23 protein-coding genes and 1 tRNA gene are annotated in these 24,348 nt (G+C 58.9%); 13 read left to right on the forward strand and 11 right to left on the reverse strand.

Going from position 1 to position 24,348, the window contains the following annotated elements; all coding sequences use genetic code 11:
• Positions 1–9: 9 nt before the first annotated feature.
• From ACFWW4_RS12775 to tsaD, 4 genes are read right to left on the reverse strand one after another with little or no spacing between them, the layout of a single operon-like run.
• Positions 10–432 (reverse strand): EVE domain-containing protein, encoded by a 423-nt coding sequence (locus ACFWW4_RS12775; RefSeq protein ID WP_411891208.1) that lies wholly within the window; start codon positions 430–432, stop codon positions 10–12.
• Positions 432–704 carry a YciI family protein gene (locus ACFWW4_RS12780; protein WP_411891209.1) on the reverse strand — a complete coding sequence of 91 codons (273 nt, stop codon included), beginning with the start codon at positions 702–704 and terminating at the stop codon, positions 432–434. Before ACFWW4_RS12780 ends, ACFWW4_RS12775 begins: the two co-directional genes overlap by 1 nt.
• A complete protein-coding gene (locus ACFWW4_RS12785; RefSeq protein ID WP_411891210.1) occupies positions 705–1,667 on the reverse strand; it encodes an NAD(P)H-dependent glycerol-3-phosphate dehydrogenase in 963 nt (320 codons plus the stop codon). It abuts the gene before it with no gap.
• Positions 1,664–2,746 (reverse strand): tRNA (adenosine(37)-N6)-threonylcarbamoyltransferase complex transferase subunit TsaD, encoded by a 1,083-nt coding sequence (tsaD, locus tag ACFWW4_RS12790; protein WP_411891211.1) that lies wholly within the window; start codon positions 2,744–2,746, stop codon positions 1,664–1,666. The genes ACFWW4_RS12785 and tsaD overlap by 4 nt, the downstream gene beginning before the upstream one ends.
• Positions 2,747–2,792: 46 nt before the next feature.
• Here tsaD and ACFWW4_RS12795 point away from each other — a divergent pair, with 46 nt between their 5' ends.
• The 4 genes from ACFWW4_RS12795 to ACFWW4_RS12810 all read left to right on the forward strand — a co-directional run bounded on the left by ACFWW4_RS12795 (position 2,793) and on the right by ACFWW4_RS12810 (position 6,432).
• Entirely contained in the window at positions 2,793–3,506 is a 714-nt protein-coding gene (locus ACFWW4_RS12795) for a uroporphyrinogen-III synthase (protein WP_411891212.1), read from the forward strand.
• Positions 3,507–3,598: 92 nt separating this feature from the next.
• Positions 3,599–4,852: a mitofilin family membrane protein gene (locus ACFWW4_RS12800; RefSeq protein ID WP_411891213.1), complete on the forward strand. Its 1,254-nt coding sequence runs from the start codon at positions 3,599–3,601 to the stop codon at positions 4,850–4,852.
• A gap of 11 nt (positions 4,853–4,863) precedes the next feature.
• Positions 4,864–6,312: a heme biosynthesis protein HemY gene (locus ACFWW4_RS12805; RefSeq protein ID WP_411891214.1), complete on the forward strand. Its 1,449-nt coding sequence runs from the start codon at positions 4,864–4,866 to the stop codon at positions 6,310–6,312.
• A gap of 44 nt (positions 6,313–6,356) precedes the next feature.
• Positions 6,357–6,432: transfer RNA gene (locus tag ACFWW4_RS12810), tRNA-Thr, on the forward strand.
• Between the two features lie 377 nt (positions 6,433–6,809).
• Here the strand turns inward: ACFWW4_RS12810 and ACFWW4_RS12815 are convergent.
• Together ACFWW4_RS12815 and ACFWW4_RS12820 are read right to left on the reverse strand one after the other, a co-directional pair.
• Complete coding sequence (locus ACFWW4_RS12815) at positions 6,810–7,265, reverse strand: hypothetical protein (RefSeq protein ID WP_411891215.1); 456 nt, start codon at positions 7,263–7,265, stop codon at positions 6,810–6,812.
• Between the two features lie 415 nt (positions 7,266–7,680).
• Positions 7,681–8,091 carry an RHS repeat-associated core domain-containing protein gene (locus ACFWW4_RS12820; protein ID WP_411891216.1) on the reverse strand — a complete coding sequence of 137 codons (411 nt, stop codon included), beginning with the start codon at positions 8,089–8,091 and terminating at the stop codon, positions 7,681–7,683.
• A gap of 350 nt (positions 8,092–8,441) precedes the next feature.
• Here ACFWW4_RS12820 and ACFWW4_RS12825 point away from each other — a divergent pair, with 350 nt between their 5' ends.
• The 9 genes from ACFWW4_RS12825 (at position 8,442) to ACFWW4_RS12865 (ending at position 18,856) form a co-directional block, all read left to right on the forward strand.
• Positions 8,442–9,638, forward strand: a complete 1,197-nt coding sequence (locus ACFWW4_RS12825) for a phenylacetate--CoA ligase family protein (protein ID WP_411891217.1) — start codon at positions 8,442–8,444, stop codon at positions 9,636–9,638.
• 19 nt (positions 9,639–9,657) lie between these two features.
• Positions 9,658–11,139 (forward strand): peptidoglycan-binding protein, encoded by a 1,482-nt coding sequence (locus ACFWW4_RS12830; RefSeq protein ID WP_411891218.1) that lies wholly within the window; start codon positions 9,658–9,660, stop codon positions 11,137–11,139.
• A gap of 193 nt (positions 11,140–11,332) precedes the next feature.
• Positions 11,333–12,364, forward strand: a complete 1,032-nt coding sequence (locus ACFWW4_RS12835) for a LacI family DNA-binding transcriptional regulator (protein ID WP_411891219.1) — start codon at positions 11,333–11,335, stop codon at positions 12,362–12,364.
• A gap of 102 nt (positions 12,365–12,466) precedes the next feature.
• Positions 12,467–13,783 (forward strand): ABC transporter substrate-binding protein, encoded by a 1,317-nt coding sequence (locus tag ACFWW4_RS12840; protein ID WP_411891220.1) that lies wholly within the window; start codon positions 12,467–12,469, stop codon positions 13,781–13,783.
• A 127-nt stretch (positions 13,784–13,910) separates the two neighbouring features.
• Positions 13,911–14,777 (forward strand): carbohydrate ABC transporter permease, encoded by an 867-nt coding sequence (locus ACFWW4_RS12845; protein ID WP_411891221.1) that lies wholly within the window; start codon positions 13,911–13,913, stop codon positions 14,775–14,777.
• 2 nt (positions 14,778–14,779) lie between these two features.
• Positions 14,780–15,610 carry a carbohydrate ABC transporter permease gene (locus ACFWW4_RS12850; protein WP_393931295.1) on the forward strand — a complete coding sequence of 277 codons (831 nt, stop codon included), beginning with the start codon at positions 14,780–14,782 and terminating at the stop codon, positions 15,608–15,610.
• 12 nt (positions 15,611–15,622) lie between these two features.
• Positions 15,623–16,627 carry an ABC transporter ATP-binding protein gene (locus ACFWW4_RS12855; protein ID WP_411891222.1) on the forward strand — a complete coding sequence of 335 codons (1,005 nt, stop codon included), beginning with the start codon at positions 15,623–15,625 and terminating at the stop codon, positions 16,625–16,627.
• Positions 16,624–17,388, forward strand: coding sequence for an L-iditol 2-dehydrogenase (locus tag ACFWW4_RS12860; protein ID WP_411891223.1), 765 nt, complete (start codon positions 16,624–16,626; stop codon positions 17,386–17,388). The genes ACFWW4_RS12855 and ACFWW4_RS12860 overlap by 4 nt, the downstream gene beginning before the upstream one ends.
• A 1-nt stretch (position 17,389) precedes the next feature.
• Entirely contained in the window at positions 17,390–18,856 is a 1,467-nt protein-coding gene (locus ACFWW4_RS12865) for a mannitol dehydrogenase family protein (RefSeq protein ID WP_411891224.1), read from the forward strand.
• Between the two features lie 103 nt (positions 18,857–18,959).
• Here ACFWW4_RS12865 and ACFWW4_RS12870 read toward each other — a convergent pair whose 3' ends face one another.
• From ACFWW4_RS12870 to ACFWW4_RS12890, 5 genes are all read right to left on the reverse strand, one after another.
• Positions 18,960–19,787, reverse strand: a complete 828-nt coding sequence (locus ACFWW4_RS12870; RefSeq protein ID WP_411891225.1) for an ABC transporter ATP-binding protein — start codon at positions 19,785–19,787, stop codon at positions 18,960–18,962.
• Between the two features lie 54 nt (positions 19,788–19,841).
• Positions 19,842–21,125: an ABC transporter substrate-binding protein gene (locus ACFWW4_RS12875; protein WP_393929898.1), complete on the reverse strand. Its 1,284-nt coding sequence runs from the start codon at positions 21,123–21,125 to the stop codon at positions 19,842–19,844.
• Positions 21,126–21,207: 82 nt separating this feature from the next.
• Positions 21,208–22,422 (reverse strand): branched-chain amino acid ABC transporter permease, encoded by a 1,215-nt coding sequence (locus ACFWW4_RS12880; protein WP_411891226.1) that lies wholly within the window; start codon positions 22,420–22,422, stop codon positions 21,208–21,210.
• Positions 22,423–22,501: 79 nt separating this feature from the next.
• Positions 22,502–23,500, reverse strand: coding sequence for a branched-chain amino acid ABC transporter permease (locus tag ACFWW4_RS12885; protein ID WP_393929902.1), 999 nt, complete (start codon positions 23,498–23,500; stop codon positions 22,502–22,504).
• 83 nt (positions 23,501–23,583) lie between these two features.
• Positions 23,584–24,342, reverse strand: coding sequence for an ABC transporter ATP-binding protein (locus tag ACFWW4_RS12890; RefSeq protein ID WP_411891365.1), 759 nt, complete (start codon positions 24,340–24,342; stop codon positions 23,584–23,586).
• Positions 24,343–24,348 lie beyond the last annotated feature (6 nt).

Raw genomic sequence — 24,348 nt, forward strand, 5'->3', positions numbered from 1 at the left:
CCAGATCGTCTAATCTGAGTCGGTCTCTCCCAACGCACAGACGATTTTCCATTCCTCGTCCGTCACTGGCTGCACAGACAGGCGGGAATTGTTGACCAGCACCATGTCCTTCAAGCGCCCATCCGCCTTGATGTCTTCCAAGGTGACGGGCTTGGCAAAGGGCCGCACCGCCTTGATATCCACGCAGTCCCAACGTTCGTCATCTGTGGTGCTGTCGGGGTGGGCTTCGGCGCAAACTTCGACAATGCCCACGATCTCAAGACCGGAGCGCGAGTGATAGAAGAAGCCCCTTTCGCCCAGCTTCATCGCGCGCATGTTATTGCGGGCCTGATAGTTGCGCACGCCGTCCCATTCTTCGCCAGCCTCACCCTTGGCGACCTGTTTGTCCCATCCCCAGACATCGGGTTCGGATTTGAACAACCAATACGCCATCAGCCGATCACCTTTTTCCAGGCGCGCAGTGTCACGCTTTCGAACAGTCCTGCCTTGGCGTAGGGGTCGTTGTCGGCCCAGGCCTGTGCTGCGGCCATATCATCCATATCAAGCACAATCAGCGATCCGCACATCTGCCCGTCATCATCCAGCATCGGCCCCGCCATTTCGACGACGCCAGTGTCGGCGATATAGGCCAGATGCGCGTCGCGGTTATCCATACGGGTCTGGACCGCGCCGGGTTTGTCTTGGGTCATCAGGGCAAAGCGCATTTATTCCTCCTTCAATGGACGCGACAGCAGGGCGTTGAGTGCTGCGGGCACATCCGTATTTCCTTCGATCAGATCGGCCACCACCGTGCAGATTGGCAGGTCAATGTCCAGATCAACAGCCATCTGGCGCACAGCGCGGGCGGTTGCCGCCCCCTCAACCGTAGTGCCGCTGTCGAAATCCTCGCCCCGGCCCAGCGCCAGCCCATAGCGATAGTTGCGCGATTGATCGGATGTGCAGGTCAGCACCAGATCGCCAAAGCCGGACAGACCCAGCAAGGTCGCCCTGTCGGCCCCCAGTTCCAGCGCCAGCCGCTGCATTTCAGGGAAGCCGCGTGTGATCAACGCCGCACGCGCGCTGTCGCCCAGGCCAGCCCCAATCGTCACACCCGATGCAATCGCCATGACGTTTTTCAGCGCGCCACCCAGTTCGGCCCCGATCGTATCGGTCGACCGGTAAAGGCGCAGCGCGGTCGTCGAAAGCGCGGTTTGCAGGATGGCACCCATCGCATCATCGGCACAGGCAAGCGTCAGTGCGGTGGGCAACCCCCGCGCAATATCGGCAGCAAAGCTGGGGCCGGTCAGCACGGCGGCAGTGGCATCGGGCACCAGATCGGAGATGGTGCTGGCGGGACCGGTCATCCGGGTCAGGTCGATGCCCTTGCAACATGCGACCAGTTGTTTGCCGTCCAGATGCGCGCGATGGGTGGTCAGGAAATCCCGCAAGGTCTGGGCCGGGATCGCCAGAAGGATGATATCGCGGGTGAATAGATCATCGGTGGTGGCGGTGAACGCCATGTTGTCCGGCAGGGTGACGCCGGGCAGTTTGGGGTTGGTCCGCCCGCTTTGCATCCGATCCACCGCATCAGGGTTGCGCGCCCAAAGCAGGATATCATTGCCATCAAGCGCAAGTGCCACGCCCAGTGCGGTTCCAAAGGCACCGCCACCCGCCACTCCGATCTTCATGCCTTGGCCCCCTTCTTGCCTGATCCCAGCATAGGTGCGGCCTGATCATCCAATGGCCAGCGTGGGCGGGCCGATAAGGTCAGATCGTCCGCTTCGCCATGCATCATCCGTTCGATCCCGGCGTAGGCGATCATCGCCGCGTTGTCGGTGCAAAGCGCCAGTGGCGGTGCCACAAATGTCGTGCCGGTATCGGTACACAGACCCTGCAGGGCCGCCCGGATCGGCCCGTTCGCCGCGACACCACCGGCGATGGCAAAGGTTTTGGTTTCGGGTGACAGGGCCAGATAGGTCTCTAGCGCGCGTCGCGTCTTTTCGGTCAGAATTGCTGTGACGGCATCCTGAAATCCCGCACTCAGATCGGCCTGATCCTGACGTGTCAGCCCACCTGCCTTTTCGACCACCCCATCACGCGCGCGCAAGATTGCCGTCTTGAGACCGGAATAGGACATATCGCACCCCGGCTGGTTCAGCAGCGGGCGCGGCATGACGAAACGTTTTGAATTCCCCTTTGCCGCCGCCTTTTCAACCGATGGCCCGCCGGGCTGCGGCAGGCCCAGAATGCGGGCGGTCTTATCAAACGCCTCGCCCGGCGCGTCGTCGATTGTCCCGCCGATCCGGCGATAGCTGTCATGCCCCTCAACAATCAGAAACTGGCAATGGCCGCCAGAAACCAGCAGCATCAGATAGGGGTACGGCACCTGATCCGTCAGGCGCGGGGTCAGGGCGTGCCCGGCCAGATGGTTGACCCCGATCAGGGGCAGACCGGTTGCCGCCGCAATCCCCTTGGCACACATCACCCCGGACAGGACACCGCCGATCAGGCCGGGGCCGGCGGTCACGGCGATCCCGTCGAGATCGGTCAGCTGCACCTTGGCAATCTCCAACGCCTCTTCGATACAATGATCCAGCTTTTCAGCATGGGCGCGGGCCGCGATTTCGGGGACGACGCCGCCGAATTCCATATGCAGGGATGTCTGCCCATAGACGACCGATGACAGGATCGTGGTGCCACGCACGACAGCGGCAGCCGTATCATCACAGCTGCTTTCGATCCCCAGCAGTGTCAGGTCCTTGGTCATTGGCGTTCCGGTTGCGTGTCGCTGCGACGCAGGTAACACTGCGGCGATGCTCAAACAATGGTCACCGACGCTCATCATCACCCGACCGCTGCCGCAAGGCAAGGCGTTTGCCCAGGCGTTGCGTGCGGCATGGGATGGTGACTTGCAGATCATCCTGTCACCGCTTGTGCAGATTGTGCCCTTGCCGGTTGAGGTCCCACAAGTGTCCGGCCTGATATTCACCTCTGCCAACGGGGTCGCGCAGGCCGCCCGGCTGAACCTGCCTGCCGGCCTACCCGCATGGTGTGTCGGGGACCGGACGGCGGAGGCAGCGACCGAAGCCGGGTTTGCCGCGAAAGCGGGACCGGGCAATGCCGCAGAATTGATCACGACCATTGTCGCCGCCTGTCCGACCGGGCCGCTTGCCCATATCCGTGGGCGACACGCCCGGGGCGACGTGGCGGCGAAACTGACCAAGGCGGGCATCGCTTGCGCTGATCTTGTCGCCTATGATCAGGCCCCCCAACCATTGAGCGCGGCAGCGATGCGGGCCCTGTCGGGTGAAAAACCTGTGGTTCTTCCCCTGTTCTCGCCGCGCACGGTCACCATATTGTCTGATCAAGGGCCATTCACGGCACCGCTGCATATTGTGGCGATCAGTGATGCGGCCTTGCCGGATTTGTCCGCCGCCAGCGTTCATATCGCCGCTGGACCGACGGGTGATGCGATGCTGGCTGCAACCATTGCAGCGCTTTCTGCGTTGGTGGGTGACAACCGCTAGCCGTACCCGCGCTTGAGGGTCCGGCAGAGGCGGGATAATGTAGACCATCACCTGCGCGTTTCGTGGGTGGGGGCGCGGAAAGGGTGATAAACGTGGCAAAACAGCCATCCAATGGTCGTAAAACAACGACGAAATCGAAAAAACCGGCCGCAAACGCGAAAAAGCCCGACGAATCGATCAAGGCCGAAACGCTCGTCGACGCGATCCCGCCAGAGGTGCATGAGCCCGCAAAGGCGCAAACAGCCCCGGCCAAGCCCGAACCGAAAGAGGCAAAGCCGACCAAGCCAACGCCAACGCCACCCAAGGCCGAGGAGCCGAAACCGAAAGTTGGGCAGTCAGCGCCAGAGAAGGTGCCAGCCGCGTCACCGGCAACGGCTCCGGCCCCTGCACAAAGGTCTGGTGGTTTCTTTCCGCTGCTGCTGGGCGGGCTTATTGCCGGCATTCTTGGGTTTGGCGCGGCCACACTTCTCAGCACACAAACTGACACATCCCTCGCCGATCAGATCGCCGCACAATCGGCGAGCATTGATGCGTTGCAAAACCAAGTCGCCAGCATCCCCGAGGTGGATCTGAGCGGGATCGAGGCCGCACAGGCCGAACTGGCAACGAACCTCGACAACCTGCAAGCACAGGTGACGGAGGATCTGAACGCGCTCGACAGCCGGATCGCCGATCTGGAAAGTCTGCCAACCGGCGAAGGCACAGTTTCGGATCGGGCCATCGCTGCCTATGAGGCCGAGTTGGAAAACCTGCGTGCCGAGATGGAACAACTGACCGGCACAGCACGCGCTCAACTGGACGAGGCCCGCGCAGAGGCCGCCGCGATTGAAGAAAATGCAGCGGCGGCTGCCCGTGCCGCCGCCGGTCGCGCCGCACTGGCCCGCATTCAAACCTCGCTGGACAGTGGTGAACCGCTTGGGGCCGCGCTGGGCGATCTTGAGGATGCCATTCAGGGATCCGCCCCTGATGCCCTGCTTGCAGCGGAAAGTGGCGTGCCAACCCTGGTGTCGCTGCAGGAAGAATTCCCCGAGGTCGCCGGTGCGGCCCTTGCCGCAGCCCGTGGTGCAGGCGTCGCTGGCGAAGAAACCACTGGCGTCGGCGCATTCCTGAGAAACCAGTTCGAAGTCCGGTCAACCGTGCCGCGCGAGGGCAATGATGTTGACGCCATCCTGTCGCGGGCCGAAGCGGCCGTAAAAGCTGGGCGGCTATCCGATGCGTTGGCCGAAATCGCAGCCCTCCCAGAAGAAGCGCGCGTTGAAATGACCGATTGGCTGGGCCGGGCCGAAACACGCGCCGCCGCGATCAATGCGGTCGATACCCTGTCCACCACCCTGAATGATAACTGAAGGCGAAACCCATGCTCTGGTCCTTGATTAAAATCCTGGTTTTCGTCGCAGCCGTCATCGCGCTGACTTATGGCGGCACGATGCTGATGGATGTGGAAGGGGGCGCCACGATCTCGGTCGGCGGCATCGCCTTTACCCTTAGTCCAATCGAACTGGTCTTCGGCTTTGTCGCCGTTGTCGTGGCGGTCTGGCTAGGGTTGAAATTGCTGGCGTTGATGGTGGCCACGTTCAAGTTCCTCAATGGCGACGAAACCGCGATCTCGCGCTATTTCGACCGCAACCGGGAACGCAAAGGATACGAGGCGCTGTCAGAAGGCATGATGGCCTTGGCATCCGGCGAGGGGCATCTGGCCATGACCAAGGCGGCCCGGGCCGAAAAGTACCTCAAGCAACCGCAACTGACCAACCTGCTGACCGCGCAGGCCGCCGAGTTGACAGGCGACAGGCGCAAGGCCGAAGCGACCTATAAACAGCTTCTGGCGGATGACAAAACACGCTTTGTCGGTGTGCGCGGGATCATGAAGCAGAAGCTGTCCGAAGGGGATACCGATCTGGCGCTGGCGCTGGCGAAAAAGGCGTTTGCACTAAAGCCCAAGCATGAGGAAACCCAAGACGTTCTGCTGAAACTGCAGGCGGAAAAGGCGGATTGGACCGGCGCACGTCAGACACTGAATGCAAAGCTGAAATCCGGCAGCCTGCCGCGTGACGTGCACAAGCGACGCGATGCGGTACTGGCCCTGTCAGAGGCGCGCGACATTCTGGACACCGGCAAAACCATCGAAAGCCGCGAGGCCGCGATTGAGGCGAACCGGCTGTCGCCTGACCTGATCCCGGCTGCCGTGATGGCTGCGCGCGGCTATATCGCCGATGGCAATGCCCGCTATGCGACCCGTGTGCTGACCAAAGCATGGAGCGTGCAACCCCATCCGGAGCTCGCCGCCGCCTTTGCGGAAATCGTCCCGGATGAAACAGCCGATGCGCGGCTGAAACGCTTTCAAAGCTTCATCAAACGTACCGAGGATCATCCCGAGACAAAGATGCTGCTGGCCGAATTGAACATCTCGGCCGAGGATTTCCCGGCGGCCAAACGTGCCCTTGGCGATCTGGTCGAAAAGGACCCGACAGCGCGCAACCTGACCCTGATGGCCGCGATCGAACGGGGCGAAGGGGCAGACGACTCCGTCGTGCGAGGCTGGCTGACACGGGCGCTGACTGCCCCGCGCGGGCCGCAATGGATCTGCGACAATTGCCAGCATATCCACGCCAACTGGGGTGCGACCTGCAGCAACTGCAAATCCTTCGACACATTGTCGTGGAAAACACCACCCGCCGGCGACGTGGCGATGCCAGCGGGCACCGAAATGCTGCCTTTGATCGTTGGACAGAAACAGGACAGCGCGCCACCCGCCCCGGTCGAAGTGGTCGAGGCCGAGGTGGTGACGCCGAGCTTGGAAAAATAATGCTTCCCGGGGCAAAGGCAGAGTGCTAACAGACGCCCCGATACGCCGCTGTAGCTCAGATGGTAGAGCACGTCATTCGTAATGATGGGGTCGGGGGTTCGAGTCCCTTCAGCGGCACCAGTTCTCATACAAAAGTTGGCCCGACCGCGCTCATGAACCAGTGCGCTGATGCCACTATGTCGACCCGCGATCGGGTTGCCCGAGCACCGTGCGGTGGTGTTGCGTGACCCCCACCGTGCGGTGGGTTTTGCCGCTCAGCGCGAATCGGGGGTTAATGGCTTGTTTTGCCGGGATTTGGGCGATCGGCGGAGCTTCGGATTTGCGTCGGCAAAGCGTATGGCAACTTGGCGGCGATTGAGTGGGTATAAGGGGCGTGCGGGGGTGGAGGGTTAATGAGTATTGGGGTTTAGGGATAAAAAAAGGATGGCTAAGTATTCCAAACTACACTTCCTTACCATTGGTGCCCAACAACTTCACAGCAACGGTTACCACGCTTGCTAAGAACCCCATGCGATGGGCAAGGTGCAAATCCATTCGAGATTTTGGCCCTTGGTTCCATGTTCTACGAAGCCAAAAATCAGGATGCCAAAGTTGCCACGCGTAGTTACATCTATGCTTCGCCTTGATGATTGGGTCGCGTCTTGCCACTCGCAAATCAATGTTGTCCGAAAAGCAGCATAGCTGCGAAGTTGACCGACATCTAAGTTTGGTGTCTGCGATATGATTTCTCGCATTTCATGTTCAAAAAGCAATAACTCGGCATTTGGATCGCTGGGAAGGACAACAAAGAAGTAGTCACTCGCATCGAATTGCTTTCCATCTATCGAAAAGTTCTTTTGAAATTCATAGCTATAATCTGGATACCCAAGACCAGCAGAGATCGCACCTGTGCCAAAAAATGCCAACGTCAACATCGTGGCGCAGCCTGCAGCTAGCTTGTAAACGTTTTTCATCTCGGCCCATCTCCTATCGAGTTGTTGTCTAAGTAATCTATAATAACTGCGACAGGATTTGAGTGTTGAGATAGCCATTTATGGAAAGCTTCATTTTGATTTGTTAGATAAACGTAACCGATTGAACCAGGCTCAAAACCGCCATGGAAATACGTCTGATTTCGCCCGCCTGCATTGTGACCATTCGGCTCAATCAAAGTTCGAACATTTCCCATACGGACTCTGGCCCCCAATTTCGGTTAAAATATCCATGATCATTGAAGAAATTGCGTCGATTCGTCTTATTTGGATCGACCGAGTAACTTCTTTCAGGGATCGGGCTTTCATTGATTTTATCTGTGTCGTCCGAGCATTGACAAGTTTCCGGGTGACTAGACACAGCCGGGAATGACTGCTGCAATTGCCCAGCACCGTTTTAGACCTTGACGCTGCCGCCATCAAATATAACTAATTGCTCGCCCCTGGGATCGACATACCTCCCCGGGTTCTGTAGCGCGTAGCCGTAGATGCTCGCTCCATAAACCAACGCCAGCGGGTCGGCCTGCAGGTACCGCCCCAAGGTGGGGTCATAGTCCCGCATCCAGTTTTGGTGCAGGCCGGTTTTGCTTTGGAACCATTGGCGGGGGAAGCGCGGGTTGGGGTTTGGCCTCGTGGCGGTGTGCACGCCGCCGAAGGGGAGGTAGGTGGCCGCCCACACCTTTAGTTCCGCTTCGTCTGTCGCGAAGACGGGCCGTCCGTTGTGGCCGGTGCGGATCTGGAAATCATTGGCAAGTCTGCCGCCGTCAGAACTCTCAGAGCTCAGGCTATGGTTCTTCCCTTCCCTCAAGAACCGCCGCGACCTTCAGTATAACAGCCAACGACATCATGACAACCACGCCAAGCCATTGGCCGCCCTCAACATTGAAATACTGCCAAACCAGGGCTGCGATCAGGACCGCTTAAGGTCCCAGATAAACTCGCCAAGAACACGAGAAGTAGCCAAGATACACAATCGCAACCATGGATATCAACATCGATGAGTATATCATCAGGCTCCCAGTTCCTATCGATTGGCCTTCAGTCAATCTGAAAGACCCGTCTCGCTCTCGCCCTCTGATATCGCATAACACACCGCATCACCCCTAGCTTTCCCTTGTCCGACCCGGCACGATGATCCGGTAAGGACAGGAGATACCGATGACGATCTATTACGACGATCTGGAAACACGCGACCCCGCAGAGCGAGAGGCGGCGCAACTGGCAGCCCTGGCAGCACAGGTTGCGATCGTCCGCGAAAGTGAGACGTCTTGCCTGCCGGATGTCGAGATCAACGCGCTTTCTGATCTGACCAGGTTTCCGGTCCTGCGCAAATCGGACCTGACCGGCTGGCAAAAGGAACACCCCCCCTTTGGCGGGATCCACACCAGCAACATCACCCATATCTTTCAGTCCCCCGGCCCGATCTATGAACCGGGCGGGTCCAGCCATGACTGGTGGCGTTTTGGCCGGTTCCTGCAGGCCTGCGGGATCGGCAAGGATGACATTGTCCAGAACTGTTTTGGCTATCACCTGACCCCTGCGGGCACCATGTTTGAAAGCGGGGCCCGCGCCGTGGGGGCCAAGGTTTTGCCCGCTGGCACCGGCCAGACAGAGCTGCAAGTGCGGGCTGCCGCCGATATCGGCACGACTGCCTATGCAGGCACGCCTGATTACCTCAAGGTGATCCTTGAGAAAGCCGATGAGATGGGTGTGACGTTACAGATAACCAAGGCTGCCGTATCGGGTGGGGCGCTTTTCCCGCAACTGCGCCAGTATTACGCCGACCGGGGCATCACTTGCATGCAATGCTATGCCACTGCCGATCTGGGGCATCTGGCCTATGAAACCGTGCCGGGCGAAGGCATGATTGTCGACGAAGGGGTGATCATCGAAATCGTCACCCCCGGCACCGGTAATCCTGTGCCCGAAGGCGAGGTGGGTGAGGTCGTCGTGACCTCGCTGAACCCCGATTACCCGCTGATCCGCTTTGCCACCGGCGACATGAGCGCCGTAATGGCCGGCCCCAGCCCCTGTGGCCGCACCAATATGCGCATCAAGGGCTGGATGGGACGCGCCGACCAGACCACCAAGATCAAGGGCATGTTCGTCCGTCCCGAGCAGGTGGCCGCACTGGTCGCCAAGACAGGTGTGGACCGGGCCCGGGTGATTGCCGACCGCGACGGTGACGCCGACAAGATGATCGTGCAGGTGGAAGGCGAAGGGCTGGATCAGGCCGCCATCGCTGCCGCCGTGCAGGATGTGCTGAAACTGAAGGGTGAAGTGGCCTGCATGGCCCCTGGCACCCTGCCGCGCGATGGCCTCGTGATCGAGGACAGGCGCACCTATGAAACATGAAAGACCAAGGAGACGCATAATGCGTAGATTGTTCCTGAGTACCGCGCTGTCAGCGCTTGCCCTGCCTGCCATGGCCGAAGATGCCGCCCTGTTGCTGGGGGTCGAACGCTATCAGGAGTTTCGGCGGGTCTCCGGCGCCGATGATCTGGCGCGGGCCGAGGATGATCTGCGCGATGCCGGTTATGCGGTCGAGGTTGCCACCAACGAATCCGGTCGCGACATGCTGCCGGAACTGAACCGCTTCGTGGCCGAGGTTGCGGATGCTGACCGGCTGATCGTGGCCTTGTCGGGCCGGTTCTATTCAGATGGTGACCGCGCCTGGCTGATGGCATCCGATGCGCGCGATCCGTCGCTGTTTGGCATGGGTGATACGGCCGTTTCGGTGGATAGCCTGATGCATGTGTTGGCCCAGACGCCCGGTCAGGCCTTGCTGGTTCTGGGCATTGATGAAGGTGACGATGGCAGCCTTGGGCAAGGGCTGAGCCAAGGGGTGGGTCGGCTTGATATCCCGCAAGGGGTCAGCGTGATCGTCAGCGCGCCCGGGTCTGTCGATGATGTGCTGACCGAGGCTGCGCGCGATGGCGCTGATCTGGTGGCTTATGTCGATGACAGCCGCCGTTTGCGCATGGAAGGATTCCGGCCCGCCAGTCTGGTGATGCAACCGGACGCCGACGGGCCTGCGCCGCGCCCTGCCGGCGACCCGACAGTCGCCGCATGGCGCGATGCACAGACCCAGGATACCGCCGACAGCTATCGCGATTTCCTGTTTCAGTATCCCGACAGCCCCTATGCCGCCGAGGCGCGGCGCAAGCTGGATGAGATCGAAAACGATCCCGTCCGCCTGGACCGGCTGTCCGAAGAAAGCCTGAACCTGAACCGGAATGCCCGTCGCGCGATCCAGCGTAATCTGACCTTGCTGGGTTACAACACCCGCGGTGTTGACGGCATCTTTGGCCCCGGCAGCCGCAACGCGATCCGCAACTGGCAGCAGACGAACGGGTTTCAGCAGACATCGTTCCTGACCCGCGAACAGATCGACCGGATTGATGCTCAGGCGCGTCGCCGCGCAGCCGAGATCGAGGCGGAAGAAGAGCGTGAGCGCGAAGAGGCATTGCGCCTTGACCGCGCCTATTGGGAAGAAACCGGGGCACGCGGCGATATCGCAGGCTACCGCGCCTATCTGGAGCGTTATCCGGAGGGTGCCTTTGCCGAAGAGGCGACCCAGAAGCTGAACGAATTGACAGGGCGCGACCGCGAGGAAGACCAACGCGTCGAAGATGCGCAGGAACAGGAACGCCGGTTGAACGTGAACCCGATCTTGGCCCGGCTGATCGAAAGCCGACTGGCCCAGCTTGGGTTCAACCCCGGTAATGTGGACGGGCGGTTTGACCGGGACACGCGCCGGGCCATCGCGCGCTACCAGACCAGCCGGAACCTGCCCTCGACCGGATATCTGAGCGAACCGACACTGGCGCGTCTGTTGGCCGATACATTCCGCTGACTGGCGCTGAGAAGGCGCATTGCGCGCCTTCTCTTTCCGCGCTGCCCGTCCCCCGGATGTTGACCTTGACCTCTGCAGTTCAGCGCCACTAAGGTAAAGTCGAAAAATTGCGCGCGCAAAGTATTGACTGTCTTCCGGCAAATTCTAATCGCGAAGACGGATCGCGTTGCGCGGCAGAATTAGGGGCGCGCATATGGGTGAACGCAAGATCCGGAATATGGAAGAGTTTGCGGGCGCGATTGGCATATCCCGCCCTACGGTGTCGAAATATTTCAACGACCCGGCCAGTGTCAGGGCTACGACACGCGCACGCATCGAAGAAGCGTTGGAGCAGTTTGACTATCGTCCCAATGTTTATGCCATCAATCAGAACCGGCAACTGACTAAGAATATCGGGATCGTTGTCCCCTACCTTGCTGACCCTTTCTTTGCAGAGATCGTACGACGGATTGAGCGGCGTTGTATTGACGCTGGGTATTCGCCGACGCTTTTCAGTTCACATGGCGAACAGGCGCTGGAAAACCAGATCCTGGATGGGCTGCGGTCACTGAAACCGGCCGGGGTGCTTTTGGCTGCGCTGGGGCGGGCGTCGGACAAAAAGGAAATTGAAAAATTCTGCCGGGATGTGCCGACAATTCTGTTCGACAGCAACTTGGATGGCATTGGCGAAGCTTTTGTTGGGTCGGACAATTTCAGCTTTGTCAGCCAAAGCGTCGATTACCTGACCCGGTCCGGTGAACCGCCGATATTCGTAGAGATGGCGACGCCGGCCAACCCGAATGCCCGCAAGCGGCGCACGGCCTATGTGACAAAGATGGAGGGGTTGGGGCTTGAGCCGCATATCGTCCAATTGCCGGGCGAAGGCTGGGCATTTGAAGAAATCGGCTATCAGGGCACAATGAAGTTGTTGAAGGATGGCAATCTGCCGACAAATACGATCCTTTGCAGCAATGACCGTCTTGCGATTGGCGTGCTGTCGGCCTGCTACGAATCGGGCCTGAAAGTTGGACAGGATCCGTCCTGTGACCTGCGCGTAGCAGGACATGATGATCATCCTTTTGCCCGCTATACCTGTCCATCACTGACTACAGTCGCCCACGACTACGATTCGGTCTCGAACCGGTCTGTGGAGTTGCTTTTCGAGTTGATCAACAACGGTGGGCGGTTTGAACAGCGGTCAGAGGTACTCTTTGCGTCCCGCCTGATCTTGCGTGGGTCGGCCTGACTGGCATTTTCTTTACGCGAGTAAAAATTTTATTGACCTCGCGTCACATTTTCGCCTAACTTCGTTTCCAGCAATCTGTTTTGCGTAATGGGAGGAAATTCAATGATTAGGAAAACGTCTTTGGGCGTTGCAAGCGTGCTTGCATTGGCGGCGGGCACGTCGGCTTTTGCAGACGCGCATAGTGCGACGCTGACGATCGCCACAGTCAACAACGGCGACATGATCCGCATGCAGGGTTATACGGATCAGTTCACCGAACAGACGGGTATCGCCGTCGAATGGGTCACGCTGGAAGAAAACGTTCTGCGCCAGCGTGTCACGACGGACATCACCACTAAGGGTGGCCAGTTCGACATCATGACCATCGGCATGTACGAAACACCCATCTGGGGCGCGAATGACTGGTTGGTGCCATTGGACGACCTGTCCGCTGAATATGACGTGGACGATATCCTGCCTGCCATGCGCAATGGCCTGAGCCATGACGGCACACTTTATGCAGCACCTTTCTACGGCGAAAGCTCTATGGTGATGTATCGCACGGACCTGATGGAAGCCGCCGGTCTGGAAATGCCAACTGACCCATCATGGCAGTTCATCCGCGAAGCGGCTGCCGCCATGGATGATCCTGCGAATGACATCAACGGTATCTGCCTGCGCGGCAAGGCCGGTTGGGGCGAAGGTGGTGCCTTCATCACGGTCACTGGTAACTCTTTCGGTGCACGCTGGTTCGACGAAGACTGGAACGCGCAGTTCGATCAGCCAGAATGGGCTGAGGCGCTGAATTTCTATGTCAACCTGATGAACGATTACGGCCCAGAAGGTTATGCCACCAACGGGTTCAACGAAAACCTGTCGCTGTTCAATCAGGGCAAATGCGGCATGTGGATTGACGCGACGGTTGCGGCGTCCTTTGTCACTGGTGACGATTCAACTGTTGCAGACAGCGTTGGTTTTGCACTGGCACCAAACAACGAAGGCGTTGAAAAGCGCGCGAACTGGCTCTGGGCTTGGGCGCTGGCAATCCCTGCCGGCACACAGCAGGAAGCCGAAGCCAAACAGTTCATCGAATGGGCCACATCCAAGGACTATATCGCATTGGTGGCAGCAAACGAAGGCTGGGCCAATGTACCCCCCGGCGCCCGGACTTCGCTGTACGAAACACCTGAATATCAGGAAGTGCCTTTCGCGCAGATGACGCTGGATTCCATCAACGCAGCGGACCCAAACAACCCGACTGTTGACCCCGTGCCATATGTCGGCATCCAGTTCGTCGCGATCCCGGAATTTGCGGGTATGGCGACCGAAGTCAGCCAGGAATTCTCTGCCGCCTACGCCGGTCAACAGACCGTCGAAGAAGCGCTTGAGAAGGCCCAGGCCATCACCAACGAAGTCATGGAAGCTGCTGGCTACCAATAAGCCAAGGCACCTTTCACCGGAGGGCGACAGACCCGCCCTCCGGATACGAGTACAAACCCTTTTCGCGCAATGTCATCTATGATGGGTCCGCAAGACGTGCCGCCCGTCGACAGAGGAGATGCATCCAATGGCTACCAAAGCGTCGCGATCCGCCGCCCGACTGATGATGGCACCCGCCGTCGTTCTGCTCCTCGGGTGGATGTTGGTTCCACTGATCATGACATTGTGGTTTTCCTTTCGGACCTATCTGCCGCTGCGCGGCGGCGACCAGGGCTGGACGGGCTTTGATAACTACGTTCGGTTCGTTACCTCCAGCGCGTTCTGGCCTGCGGTCCAGACCACACTGATCATCGTGGTCGGCGTGTTGATCATCACCGTTGTTCTTGGTGTGTTGCTCGCCATGCTTCTGGACCAACCGATGTGGGGCCAAGGCGTTGTACGCATCCTTGTCATCGCCCCCTTCTTTGTGATGCCGACCGTCTCTGCGTTGGTCTGGAAGAACATGTTTATGGATCCGGTGAACGGGCTTTTCGCCCATCTCTGGCGCTTTTTCGGTGCCGAACCGATAAGTTGGCTATCAGATGCTGCCATGCCGTCGATCATCATGATCGTCAGCTGGCAGTGGCTGCCCTTTGCGACACTGATCCTGCTGACCGCGATCCAGTCGCTGGACAGCGAACAGCTGGAAGCTGCCGAAATGGATGGCGCGCCAAAGCTGAAGCAATTCTATCATATCATTCTGCCGCATCTTGGCCGGGCGATCACCATCGTGATCCTGATCCAGACGATTTTTCTGCTGGCCATCTTCGCTGAGATTTTCGTGACCACGGGCGGCGCCTTCGGGACCCGCACACTGTCTTACCTGATCTTCCAGCGGGTGCTGGAAAGCCAGAATGTCGGTCTCGGCTCCGCCGGTGGTGTCTACGCCATCATCCTTGCAAACATTGTTGCGATCTTCCTGATGCGGATCGTCGGCAAGAATCTGGATAACTGATCATGGCACGTGCTGTCACACCCCGCCGTAAGCTGATCAATACAGGCGCCGCCTGGGCCGTTGGTTTGCTGATCTTCTTCCCGATCCTCTGGACAATCCTGACCAGCTTCAAATCCGAAGCACAGGCCATCGCAAGCCCGCCGATTTTGTTCAACTTCGACTGGACGCTGGAAAACTACGGCGTGGTGATGGAGCGGTCCAACTATGCGCGGTTCCTGTGGAACTCGATCATCATTGCGGGTGGGTCAACCATCCTTGGTCTGATCGTCGCAGTGCCTGCCGCCTGGTCCATGGCCTTTGTGCCATCGCGACGGACAAAGGACATTCTGCTTTGGATGCTGTCGACCAAGATGCTGCCAGCGGTGGGTGTGCTGTACCCAATCTACCTGCTGTTCATCCAGATGGGTCTGCTTGATAGCCGCGCGGGTCTGGTCATTGTGATGATGCTGATCAATCTGCCGATCATCATCTGGATGCTTTACACCTATTTCCGCGAAATTCCGGTTGAAATCCTTGAGGCCGCGCGGATGGACGGCGCCACTCTGAGAGAAGAGGTGCTTTATATCCTCACCCCCATGGCGATTCCTGGCATCGCGTCGACCATGCTGTTGAACTTCATCCTCGCCTGGAACGAGGCCTTCTGGACGCTGAATCTGACGGCCGTTGATGCAGCACCGCTGACCGCGTTCATCGCCAGCTATTCATCGCCCGAAGGTCTGTTCTTTGCAAAACTCAGTGCTGCCTCAACCATGGCGATTGCACCGATCCTCATCCTTGGCTGGTTCAGCCAGAAACAACTTGTCCGCGGCCTGACCTTTGGCGCGGTGAAATAAGGAACCTGACCGATGGGACAAATCCAACTGAAACAGGTCACCAAAAGCTTTGGCGACGTACAGGTCATCCCGCCGCTGGACCTGACCATTGAAGACGGCGAATTCACCGTCTTTGTCGGTCCCTCCGGCTGCGGTAAATCCACGCTGCTGCGGTTGATTGCCGGGCTTGAGGATATCACAACCGGCCATATCGAGATCGACGGCACGGACGCGACCGCCCTTGTCCCGGCCAAGCGCGGTCTGGCCATGGTGTTCCAATCCTACGCGCTTTATCCGCATATGACGGTGCGCAAGAACATCGCCTTCCCGCTGCGGATGGCGAAAATGGATCAGGCGGAAATCGACAAGCGTGTCGAAGGTGCGGCCTCGGTCCTGAACCTCACCGACTATCTGGACCGACGGCCGGGGCAGTTGTCTGGCGGACAGCGGCAGCGGGTCGCAATCGGTCGCGCGATTGTACGTGAGCCATCAGCGTTCCTGTTCGACGAACCGCTTTCTAACCTGGACGCGGCCCTGCGTGTCGGCATGCGCATGGAGATCAGCGAACTCCACAAGAAACTTGATACCACCATGATCTACGTCACCCACGACCAGGTGGAGGCGATGACCATGGCCGACAAGATCGTCGTGCTTCAGGCCGGTGTGATCGAACAGGTTGGCAGCCCCTTGGAGCTGTATCGCAACCCGCGCAATATCTTTGTCGCCGGGTTCATCGGCTCACCCAGAATGAACTTTATCGAAGGGCCAGAGGCGGCCGGTCACAATGCGCATACCATTGGCATCCGCCCCGAGCATATTGAGGTGTCCACAACCGCAGGCCATTGGGAAGGCACCGTTGGTGTGGCAGAGCGTCTTGGATCCGATACATTTATCCATATCCACGGCGTTCCCGGCTGTGACCCTATGACTGTGCGGGCCGGCGGTGATGTTGCCGTAAAACACGGCGACACCGTCTATCTGACACCCGATGTGACCCAAATTCACAAATTTGATGCAGAGGGATTGCGCATCGCATGAAACGCCTTGACGGAAAGGTGGCGCTTGTGACCGGTGGCGCGCGCGGTATCGGGCGTGCGATTTGCGAGGCTTACGCGAACGCGGGCGCAAAGGTCGCTGTGGCCGATCTGCTGCAAGATGACGCGAATGCGACCGCAACAGCCATCGGTGGCATGTCTGTCGCGATGGATGTCACCGATCTGTCGTCCATCTCTTCTGGCGTTGCGAGCGTGACAGAAACATGGGGCGGAATCGACATCCTTGTGAACAACGCGGGCATCTTCAACATGGCGTCCATCGACAGGATTACGCCTGACGACTTTCGCCGCCAGTATGATGTGAATGTGGCTGGTACCATCTTTGCGATACAGGCGGTCGTGCCCAGCATGAAGAAACGCGGCGGCGGCGCAATCATCAACTTTGCCAGCCAGGCCGGGCGACGCGGAGAGCCAAACATCACTGTCTACTGTTCGACCAAGGCTGCGGTCATCTCAGTTACGCAAAGCCTCGCGCTGGAACTGGCAGGTGCCAATATCCGGGTCAACGCCATCGCGCCCGGCGTGATCGACACGCCCATGTGGGACATTGTTGATGCACAATTCGCGGAGTACGAAAATAAGCCGCAAGGCCAAAAAAAGCGCGAGGTCGGTAAAGCCGTTCCGCTTGGCCGCATGGGCGACCCGCGCGATGTGGCAGACCCTTGCGTATTTCTAGCCTCGGACGAGGCGCGCTATATTACAGCCCAGACGCTCAACGTCGATGGCGGCAATTGGATGAGCTGACGTGAAGCTGTCGAATGCAACCCTTTCGCAACTGCCGCAGCATGTAGATCGGCCGACCTATGACCGGTCTGCGATCACACCGGGGATCGTGCATATCGGCCTTGGTAATTTCCATCGCGCCCATCAGGCATGGTACCTGCATCGCTTGATGCAGCAGGGCGAAGCGCTGGATTGGGGCATCATCGGTGCCGGGGTGCGGCCCGGTGATGCGGTACAGCGCGACCGGCTGGCCGCGCAGGATTACCTGACCACCTTGATAGAGCTGGACCCGAATGGCCGCTCTGCCGAAGTCACCGGCGTCATGATCGGCTTTGTCCCTGTCGAAGCAGACAACGCCGCCCTGATCGCGCAAATGGCCGATCCTGCCATTCGGATCGTGTCGCTGACCGTGACCGAAGGTGGGTATTATATGGATCCCGTCACCAAGGGGTTTGATGCGGGCCATGTGGATATCCAGCATGATACCGCGAACCCCGATGCACCGCGCACAGCCTTCGGCGCCATCGTGGCTGCGCTGAAGCACAGGCGCGCCAAAGGCATCGGCCCGTTCACCGTGCAAAGCTGCGACAATCTGCAAGGCAACGGGGAAATCCTGCGCCAGACGGTTGTGTCGCTGGCGCGGCTGTCGGACCCCGATCTCGCCCATTGGATCGACACGCACTGCACCTTTCCCAATGCGATGGTCGACTGTATCGTCCCGGCGACCGGCCCGAAAGAACTGGAACTGGCCAGGACGTTTGACATCGAAGACGCGAGCCCCGTGACCCATGAGAATTTCCGCCAGTGGGTGATGGAAGATTCATTCTGCGCGGGACGTCCTGATTGGGACAAGGTTGGCGCAACCTTCACATCTGATGTACACGCATACGAGTCGATGAAAATCCGCATTCTGAACGGCGGGCATCAGTTGATCGCAAACCCGGCAGAGGTGTTGTCGATCGCGACAATCTCTGAATGCATGGAACATCCGCTGATCCGGGCCTATTTCCACAAGGTGGTCGGGTCGGAAATTGCCCCGCATGTGGCCTCGGTCCCCGGGATGACACCAGCGGATTACGCAAAGCTGGTCGAGCGCCGTTTTTCCAACCCCGAAATCCTCGACACGGTGCGTCGCGTGGCATTCGACGGGTCGTCCCGGCACACGGGTTTCGTCATTCCCGTCATTCGCGATGCTTTGACGAGTGGTGGGCAAATCGAAGGACTGGCCTTGTCCCAAGCGATTTGGGCAAGGATGTGCGAGGGAACCCGCGAAGACGGCTCTGTCATCGCGGCCAACGATCCGACTTGGGGCACGCTGACGGATGTGGCGACGGCCGCGCGATCCAATCCCGCTTTGTGGTTAGAACAACATGCGCTTTACGGCGACTTGGCAGGCAACACTGCTTTTCGCGAAGCATTCACGCGCTGGCTAGGCCTGATTTGGTCCGACGGGGTAGAGGCAGCGCTGCGGTCTTACATAGAGGCATAGTCAGCCGAACGCAGTTTTCTACGGTCGACGATGCCCTTGCTGCGGGGTGAGATAGACGCTCTCTGAACTGCGCAGACTAGGCAACAACGCACTGTTCGCCCCTCTACGCCAACCACCTCTTCCGTCGCCGGTAACTGCGCACGTCGCGGAAGCTTTTGCGCCCTTCGTCGGACATGCCAAGGTAGAACTCCTTGACGTCCGGGTTCTCGCGCAGTTCGGCGGCAGGGCCTTCCATCACGACCCGTCCGCTTTCGAGGATGTAACCCTGATGGGCGAACCGCAGGGCCACATTGGTATTCTGTTCGGCAAGCAGGAAGGACACGCCTTCTTTCTCGTTCAAATTCTTCACGATTGTGAAGATCTCTTCGACCAGTTGCGGGGCCAAACCCATTGAGGGCTCATCCAGTAGGATCGTCTCGGGCCGTGACATCAGCGCGCGCCCGATGGCGCACATCTGCTGTTCCCCGCCAGAGGTATACCCGGCCTGCGACTTGCGCCGCTCTTTCAGTCGGGGGAAATAGCTGTAAACGAGGTCCAGATCGGCGCTGATTGCCCCGCCACCATCGCGGCGGGTATAGGCACCGGTCATCAGGTTTTCCTCGACCGTCAGATGTTCAAAGCAGTGGCGGCCTTCCATCACCTGAATAACGCCCATCTTGACCAGCGCTTCTGGCGACAGGTCCTGCACGCGGGTGCCACGATAGCTGACCGAGCCTTTAGTCACCTCACCCCGTTCGGAATGCAGCAGGTTCGAAATCGCCTTGAGCGTGGTTGTCTTGCCCGCGCCATTCCCGCCAAGCAGCGCCGTGATGCCGCCCTTTGGCACATTCAGCGACACGCCTTTGAGCACGAGGATCACGTGATTATAGATCACCTCGATATTGTTGACCTCTAGCAGGGTCTCAACGTCTGATTTGGCGGTGTCCAGCATGGGGTGTCTCCGGTTGGGAACGGGCGGCCCGAAGGCCACCCGCATTTGTTCAGATCACAGGCAACCCGGTGTGATGTTGTTCTCGGCTGCAAACGCGGCAGAGTCCTCGGCCACCAGCGGCGAAATCACGGCATCATCGGGCGAGATGAAGTCCGTCAGCGGCTCCCACACGCCATCAGCGGCGTTCCACTGCTGGACAAGGCCCTGACCGGCGCCACCATGGTCCTGACAGGATACGGAAAACTCTGGTCCGATGCCTTCCATGCCCAGTTCAGCCATCCGCGCATTGGTGATCTCCAACGCTTCCATGCCGTCGCGAACCATCGCAGGGGTCACGTCGGACACGCCATGGATCTCTTGGCCCTTGGCAATGGCTTCGGCGGCCAGCATGGCGGCATACATACCCCGCACATAGAGCACCTTGCCGATATTGCTGCCATCACCGGCGGCGTTACCTGCATCATGCACCTGCGCCTGGATCTCTTCCAGCACGGGATAGTCGACAACGCGGTTCATGTTCAGCGACTTGTAGCCATTGGCCGCCATGCCCGCAGGGGTCACATCATGCTCGGCACCAGCCCACCAGTTGCCGATGAAGTTTTCCATCGGGAAACCGATATTGGCGGCCTCCTGCACGGCAACTTGGTTCATCACGCCCCAGCCCCACATCAGGACATAATCGGGCCGTTCGCGGCGGATCTGCAGCCATTGCGATTTCTGCTCCTGCCCGGGGTGGTCGACCGCCAGTTGCGTCAGCTCAAACCCATGCATGGATGACAGTTCTTCCAACGTGCGGATCGGCTCCTTGCCATAGGCCGAGTTGTGATAGACCAGCGCGATCTTCTTGCCGCTTAAGTCTCCGCCGTTTTCATCCAACAGGTAGTTTACGGCAACGGACGCAGCATCCCAATAGTTGGCCGGGTAGTTGAAGACCCAGTTGAAAACCTCACCATTGGCGGCAGATGTCCGGCCATAGCCCATGGTGTGAAGCGGGATACCGTCTGCGGTGGCCTTGGGAATCAACTGATAGGTAATCCCGGTGGACAGCGGCTGATAAATCAACGCGCCTTCGCCTTTGGTGCTTTCATAGCATTCCACACCCTTCTCGGTGTTATAACCGGTTTCGCATTCCAGGATGCGAACAGGTTCGCCGCCAATCCCGCCATCACGCGCATTCAGCAGGGCGAAATAGTCCTGAAACCCGTCAGAAAACGGCGTGCCACCCGCCGCATAAGGGCCGGTCCGGTAACTCAGATCCGGAATAACTAGTTCTGCCATTGCAGGCCCCGCGGCCATCGCCCCGGCCAGGGCCATCGCGGCCAGTGTCTTTATCTTCATCGGTTCTTTCCTCCCATTGGTTGATCCGACTTCTTGTTGTCGCAACGCTGTCCCGGACCTGATCCGGGACCTCTACGTCACGTTAATATGGAAACGGCCACAGCCGCAGTTTTTCTTTCGCCAACCGCCATATCTGCGCCAGCCCGTGTGGTTCCTTGATCAGGAAAAACATGATCAACGCACCTACGATGACCAGATTGAGATGCGACACGATATCAGTCGGCCAGCCCAATACATCCACGCCGATCACCTTCAGCGCGACAGGCAACAGCACCAGAAACGCCGCGCCTGCGAAACACCCGAAAATACTGCCAAGCCCGCCGATGATGATCATGAACAGCACCAGGAATGATTTCTGGATGCCGAACGCCTCACCCACCTCAACCGCGCCCAGATAGACCGAAAAGAACAGCGCGCCTGAAATGCCGATAAAGAACGATGACACTGCAAAGGCGGTCAGTTTGGCCTTCAGCGGGTTCACCCCGATGATCTCGGCCGCGATGTCCATGTCACGGATCGCCATCCACGACCGGCCGACCGTGCCGCGGGTCAGGTTGCGCGCAATCAGGGCGCAGACCACCACAAAGATCAGACAGACCATGTACTGCGCCCAAGGGGCGGTATTGGGGCCGGTGACTGCAAACTCGCTCACAAACCGTTCGGGCGCATTGATCTGCCCAGAGGCGGAGTAGTTGTAAAACCACGAGATTTTGTTGAAAAGCCAGACGAGGAAGAACTGTGCAGCAAGCGTGGCGACAGCCAGATAGAACCCCTTGATCCGCAAGGACGGCAGACCGAAAAGGACCCCCACGGCAGCGGTGACAAAGCCCGCGAGGATGACCGCAATCACAGGGTTGATCTGGGTCAGGATGTAGACGGTCCATTCGGCATTCTGGGCGATGGTAAAGAACAGGAACTGCCCGGTGACCTCAAAACTCTCACCACCCTTTGAGATCATCTCTCCCCCGGCCGACACGAACCCTTCGGAGGCAAAGTAGATATCAAGCCCTGTCATCAGCTTGTAGCAGGCATAGGCCCCCACCGCCATGAACCCCCCGGTGCCAAGGCTCACCTGCCCGCAATAGCCCGTCAAAATATTCAGCCCGATGGCCGCGATGGCATAGATCAGGAAAGGCACAAGGATCGCATTAGCCCAGTAATCATTGATCACAAACGGGATCACGGCAAAGGCAATGACCATCGTGATCCAGAACCCGATCCGGTCGAACCTGATCGGAAAGGTCTGGTTGTCAGCGTGGTAAGAGGTTTTGAAATCTCCGGCTTCACGGTAAAGCATTTACCAACCACCCCCTGCTTCTTCCGAGCCTAAGTATCCCCGCCGGAGGCAAGATTTCTCTGCAGAGCAGTCCACCAACTCAAACGCGCTCAATGATCTTCTCCCCAAACAGGCCCTGCGGACGGAACACCAGAAAGATCAGCGCCAGCATATAGGCAAACCAGTTCTCGGTCGCACCACCCAGATAGGGCGCGCCAATCGTGTATTCGAACAGCTTTTCCCCAACGCCGATGATCAACCCGCCGACGATGGCACCGGGGATGGATGTAAACCCACCCAGCATCAGGACCGGCAGCGCCTTTAGCGCGATCAGCGACAGCGAAAACTGCACGCCCGACTTCGCCCCCCACATCACACCCGCGACCAGCGCCACGATCCCGGCCAGCGACCAGACCAGCACCCAGATATAGTTCAGCGAGATACCCACCGATAATGCCGCCTGGTGGTCATCGGCCACAGCCCGCATGGCGCGGCCCTGTTTGGTGTATTGGGCAAAGGCAATCAGGCTGACGACAAGGATCGCCGCGACGACAGTCGCCACCATATCCAGCTTGTCGATGAAAAAGCCGTAGAAATCATCGCCGCCCAACCCGTTGGTCAAATTCTCGACCCAAAGCGAGCCACCCTGCGGCAGGCCCAGCGCCAGCGTCTTGATATCTGACCCCCACATCAGGTCGCCAACCCCTTCGAGGAAGTAGGCAAGGCCGATGGTGGCCATGAAAAGAATGATGGGCTCCTGCCCCACAAGATGGCGAAACACGAACCTTTGAACGGCCCAGGCGAAGGCAATCATGATCAGCACGGTAAAGGCGATGGCCAGCAGCGCCGGGACCTCCCACCCGAAATGATGCACCTCAGTCCCGAAAATCGCGTTGATCAGATGGCTGAACGGCACCTGTCCTTCCATGATGCCCACAAGGGTCAGGGCGGCAAACAGGGCCATGACCCCTTGGGCATAATTGAAAATACCCGACGCCTTGAAAATCAGAACAAAACCCAGCGCGACAAGGGCATATAGCACTCCGGCCATCAGGCCGTTGATGACCACTTCGATACCATAAAGAAAGTCAGCGGACATAAGCGCCTCCGCAGCCCCGAACCTGATCCGGGGCCTCTGTGTTGGGTTTGAGGTCCCGGGTCAGGCCCGGGACGGCGTTGCACCTAGTCATGCGCCACCCCTAAATAAGCATCGATCACCTGTTCATTGTTGCGCACCTCGTCGGGTGTGCCGTCCCCGATCTTGCGCCCATAATCCATCACGACAACGCGGTCGGACAGGTCCATGACCACACCCATATCGTGTTCGATCAACGCAATCGTGGTGCCGAATTCATCATTCACATCAAGGATAAAGCGGCTCATGTCCTCTTTCTCCTCCACGTTCATGCCCGCCATCGGCTCATCCAGCAGCAACAGCTTTGGTTCGGCAGCCAAGGCGCGGGCCAGTTCGACCCGCTTCTTCAAGCCATAAGGCAAGCGGCCCACCGGCGTCTTGCGGATCGCCTGAATCTCCAGGAAATCGATGATCCGTTCGACAATCTCGCGATTATGCACCTCTTCGGTCTCGGCACGGCCTGCCCAGATCGCCTGCCAGAACATGCCTGATTTCATGTGGGTCAGCCGACCGGTCATGATGTTGTCCAGCACGGTCATCCCCTCAAACAGGGCGATGTTCTGAAAGGTCCGGGCAATGCCCAGCCGTGCGACCTGATAAGGTTTCATCGGTGGGCGCTTTTCGCCACGAAACCAGACCTCTCCCTCCTGCGGATTATAAAATCCCGAAATGACGTTCAGCATTGAGGATTTGCCGGCCCCGTTCGGGCCAATAATCGCCCGGATCTCACCCTCGCGGATATCAAGAGAGATATCCTTGATCGCCTCCACCCCGCCAAAGCGCAGGGTAATATTGCGCATATCCATTAGGAC

The sequence above is a fragment of the Yoonia sp. SDW83-1 genome (assembly GCF_046762885.1).
GTDB lineage: Bacteria > Pseudomonadota > Alphaproteobacteria > Rhodobacterales > Rhodobacteraceae > Yoonia.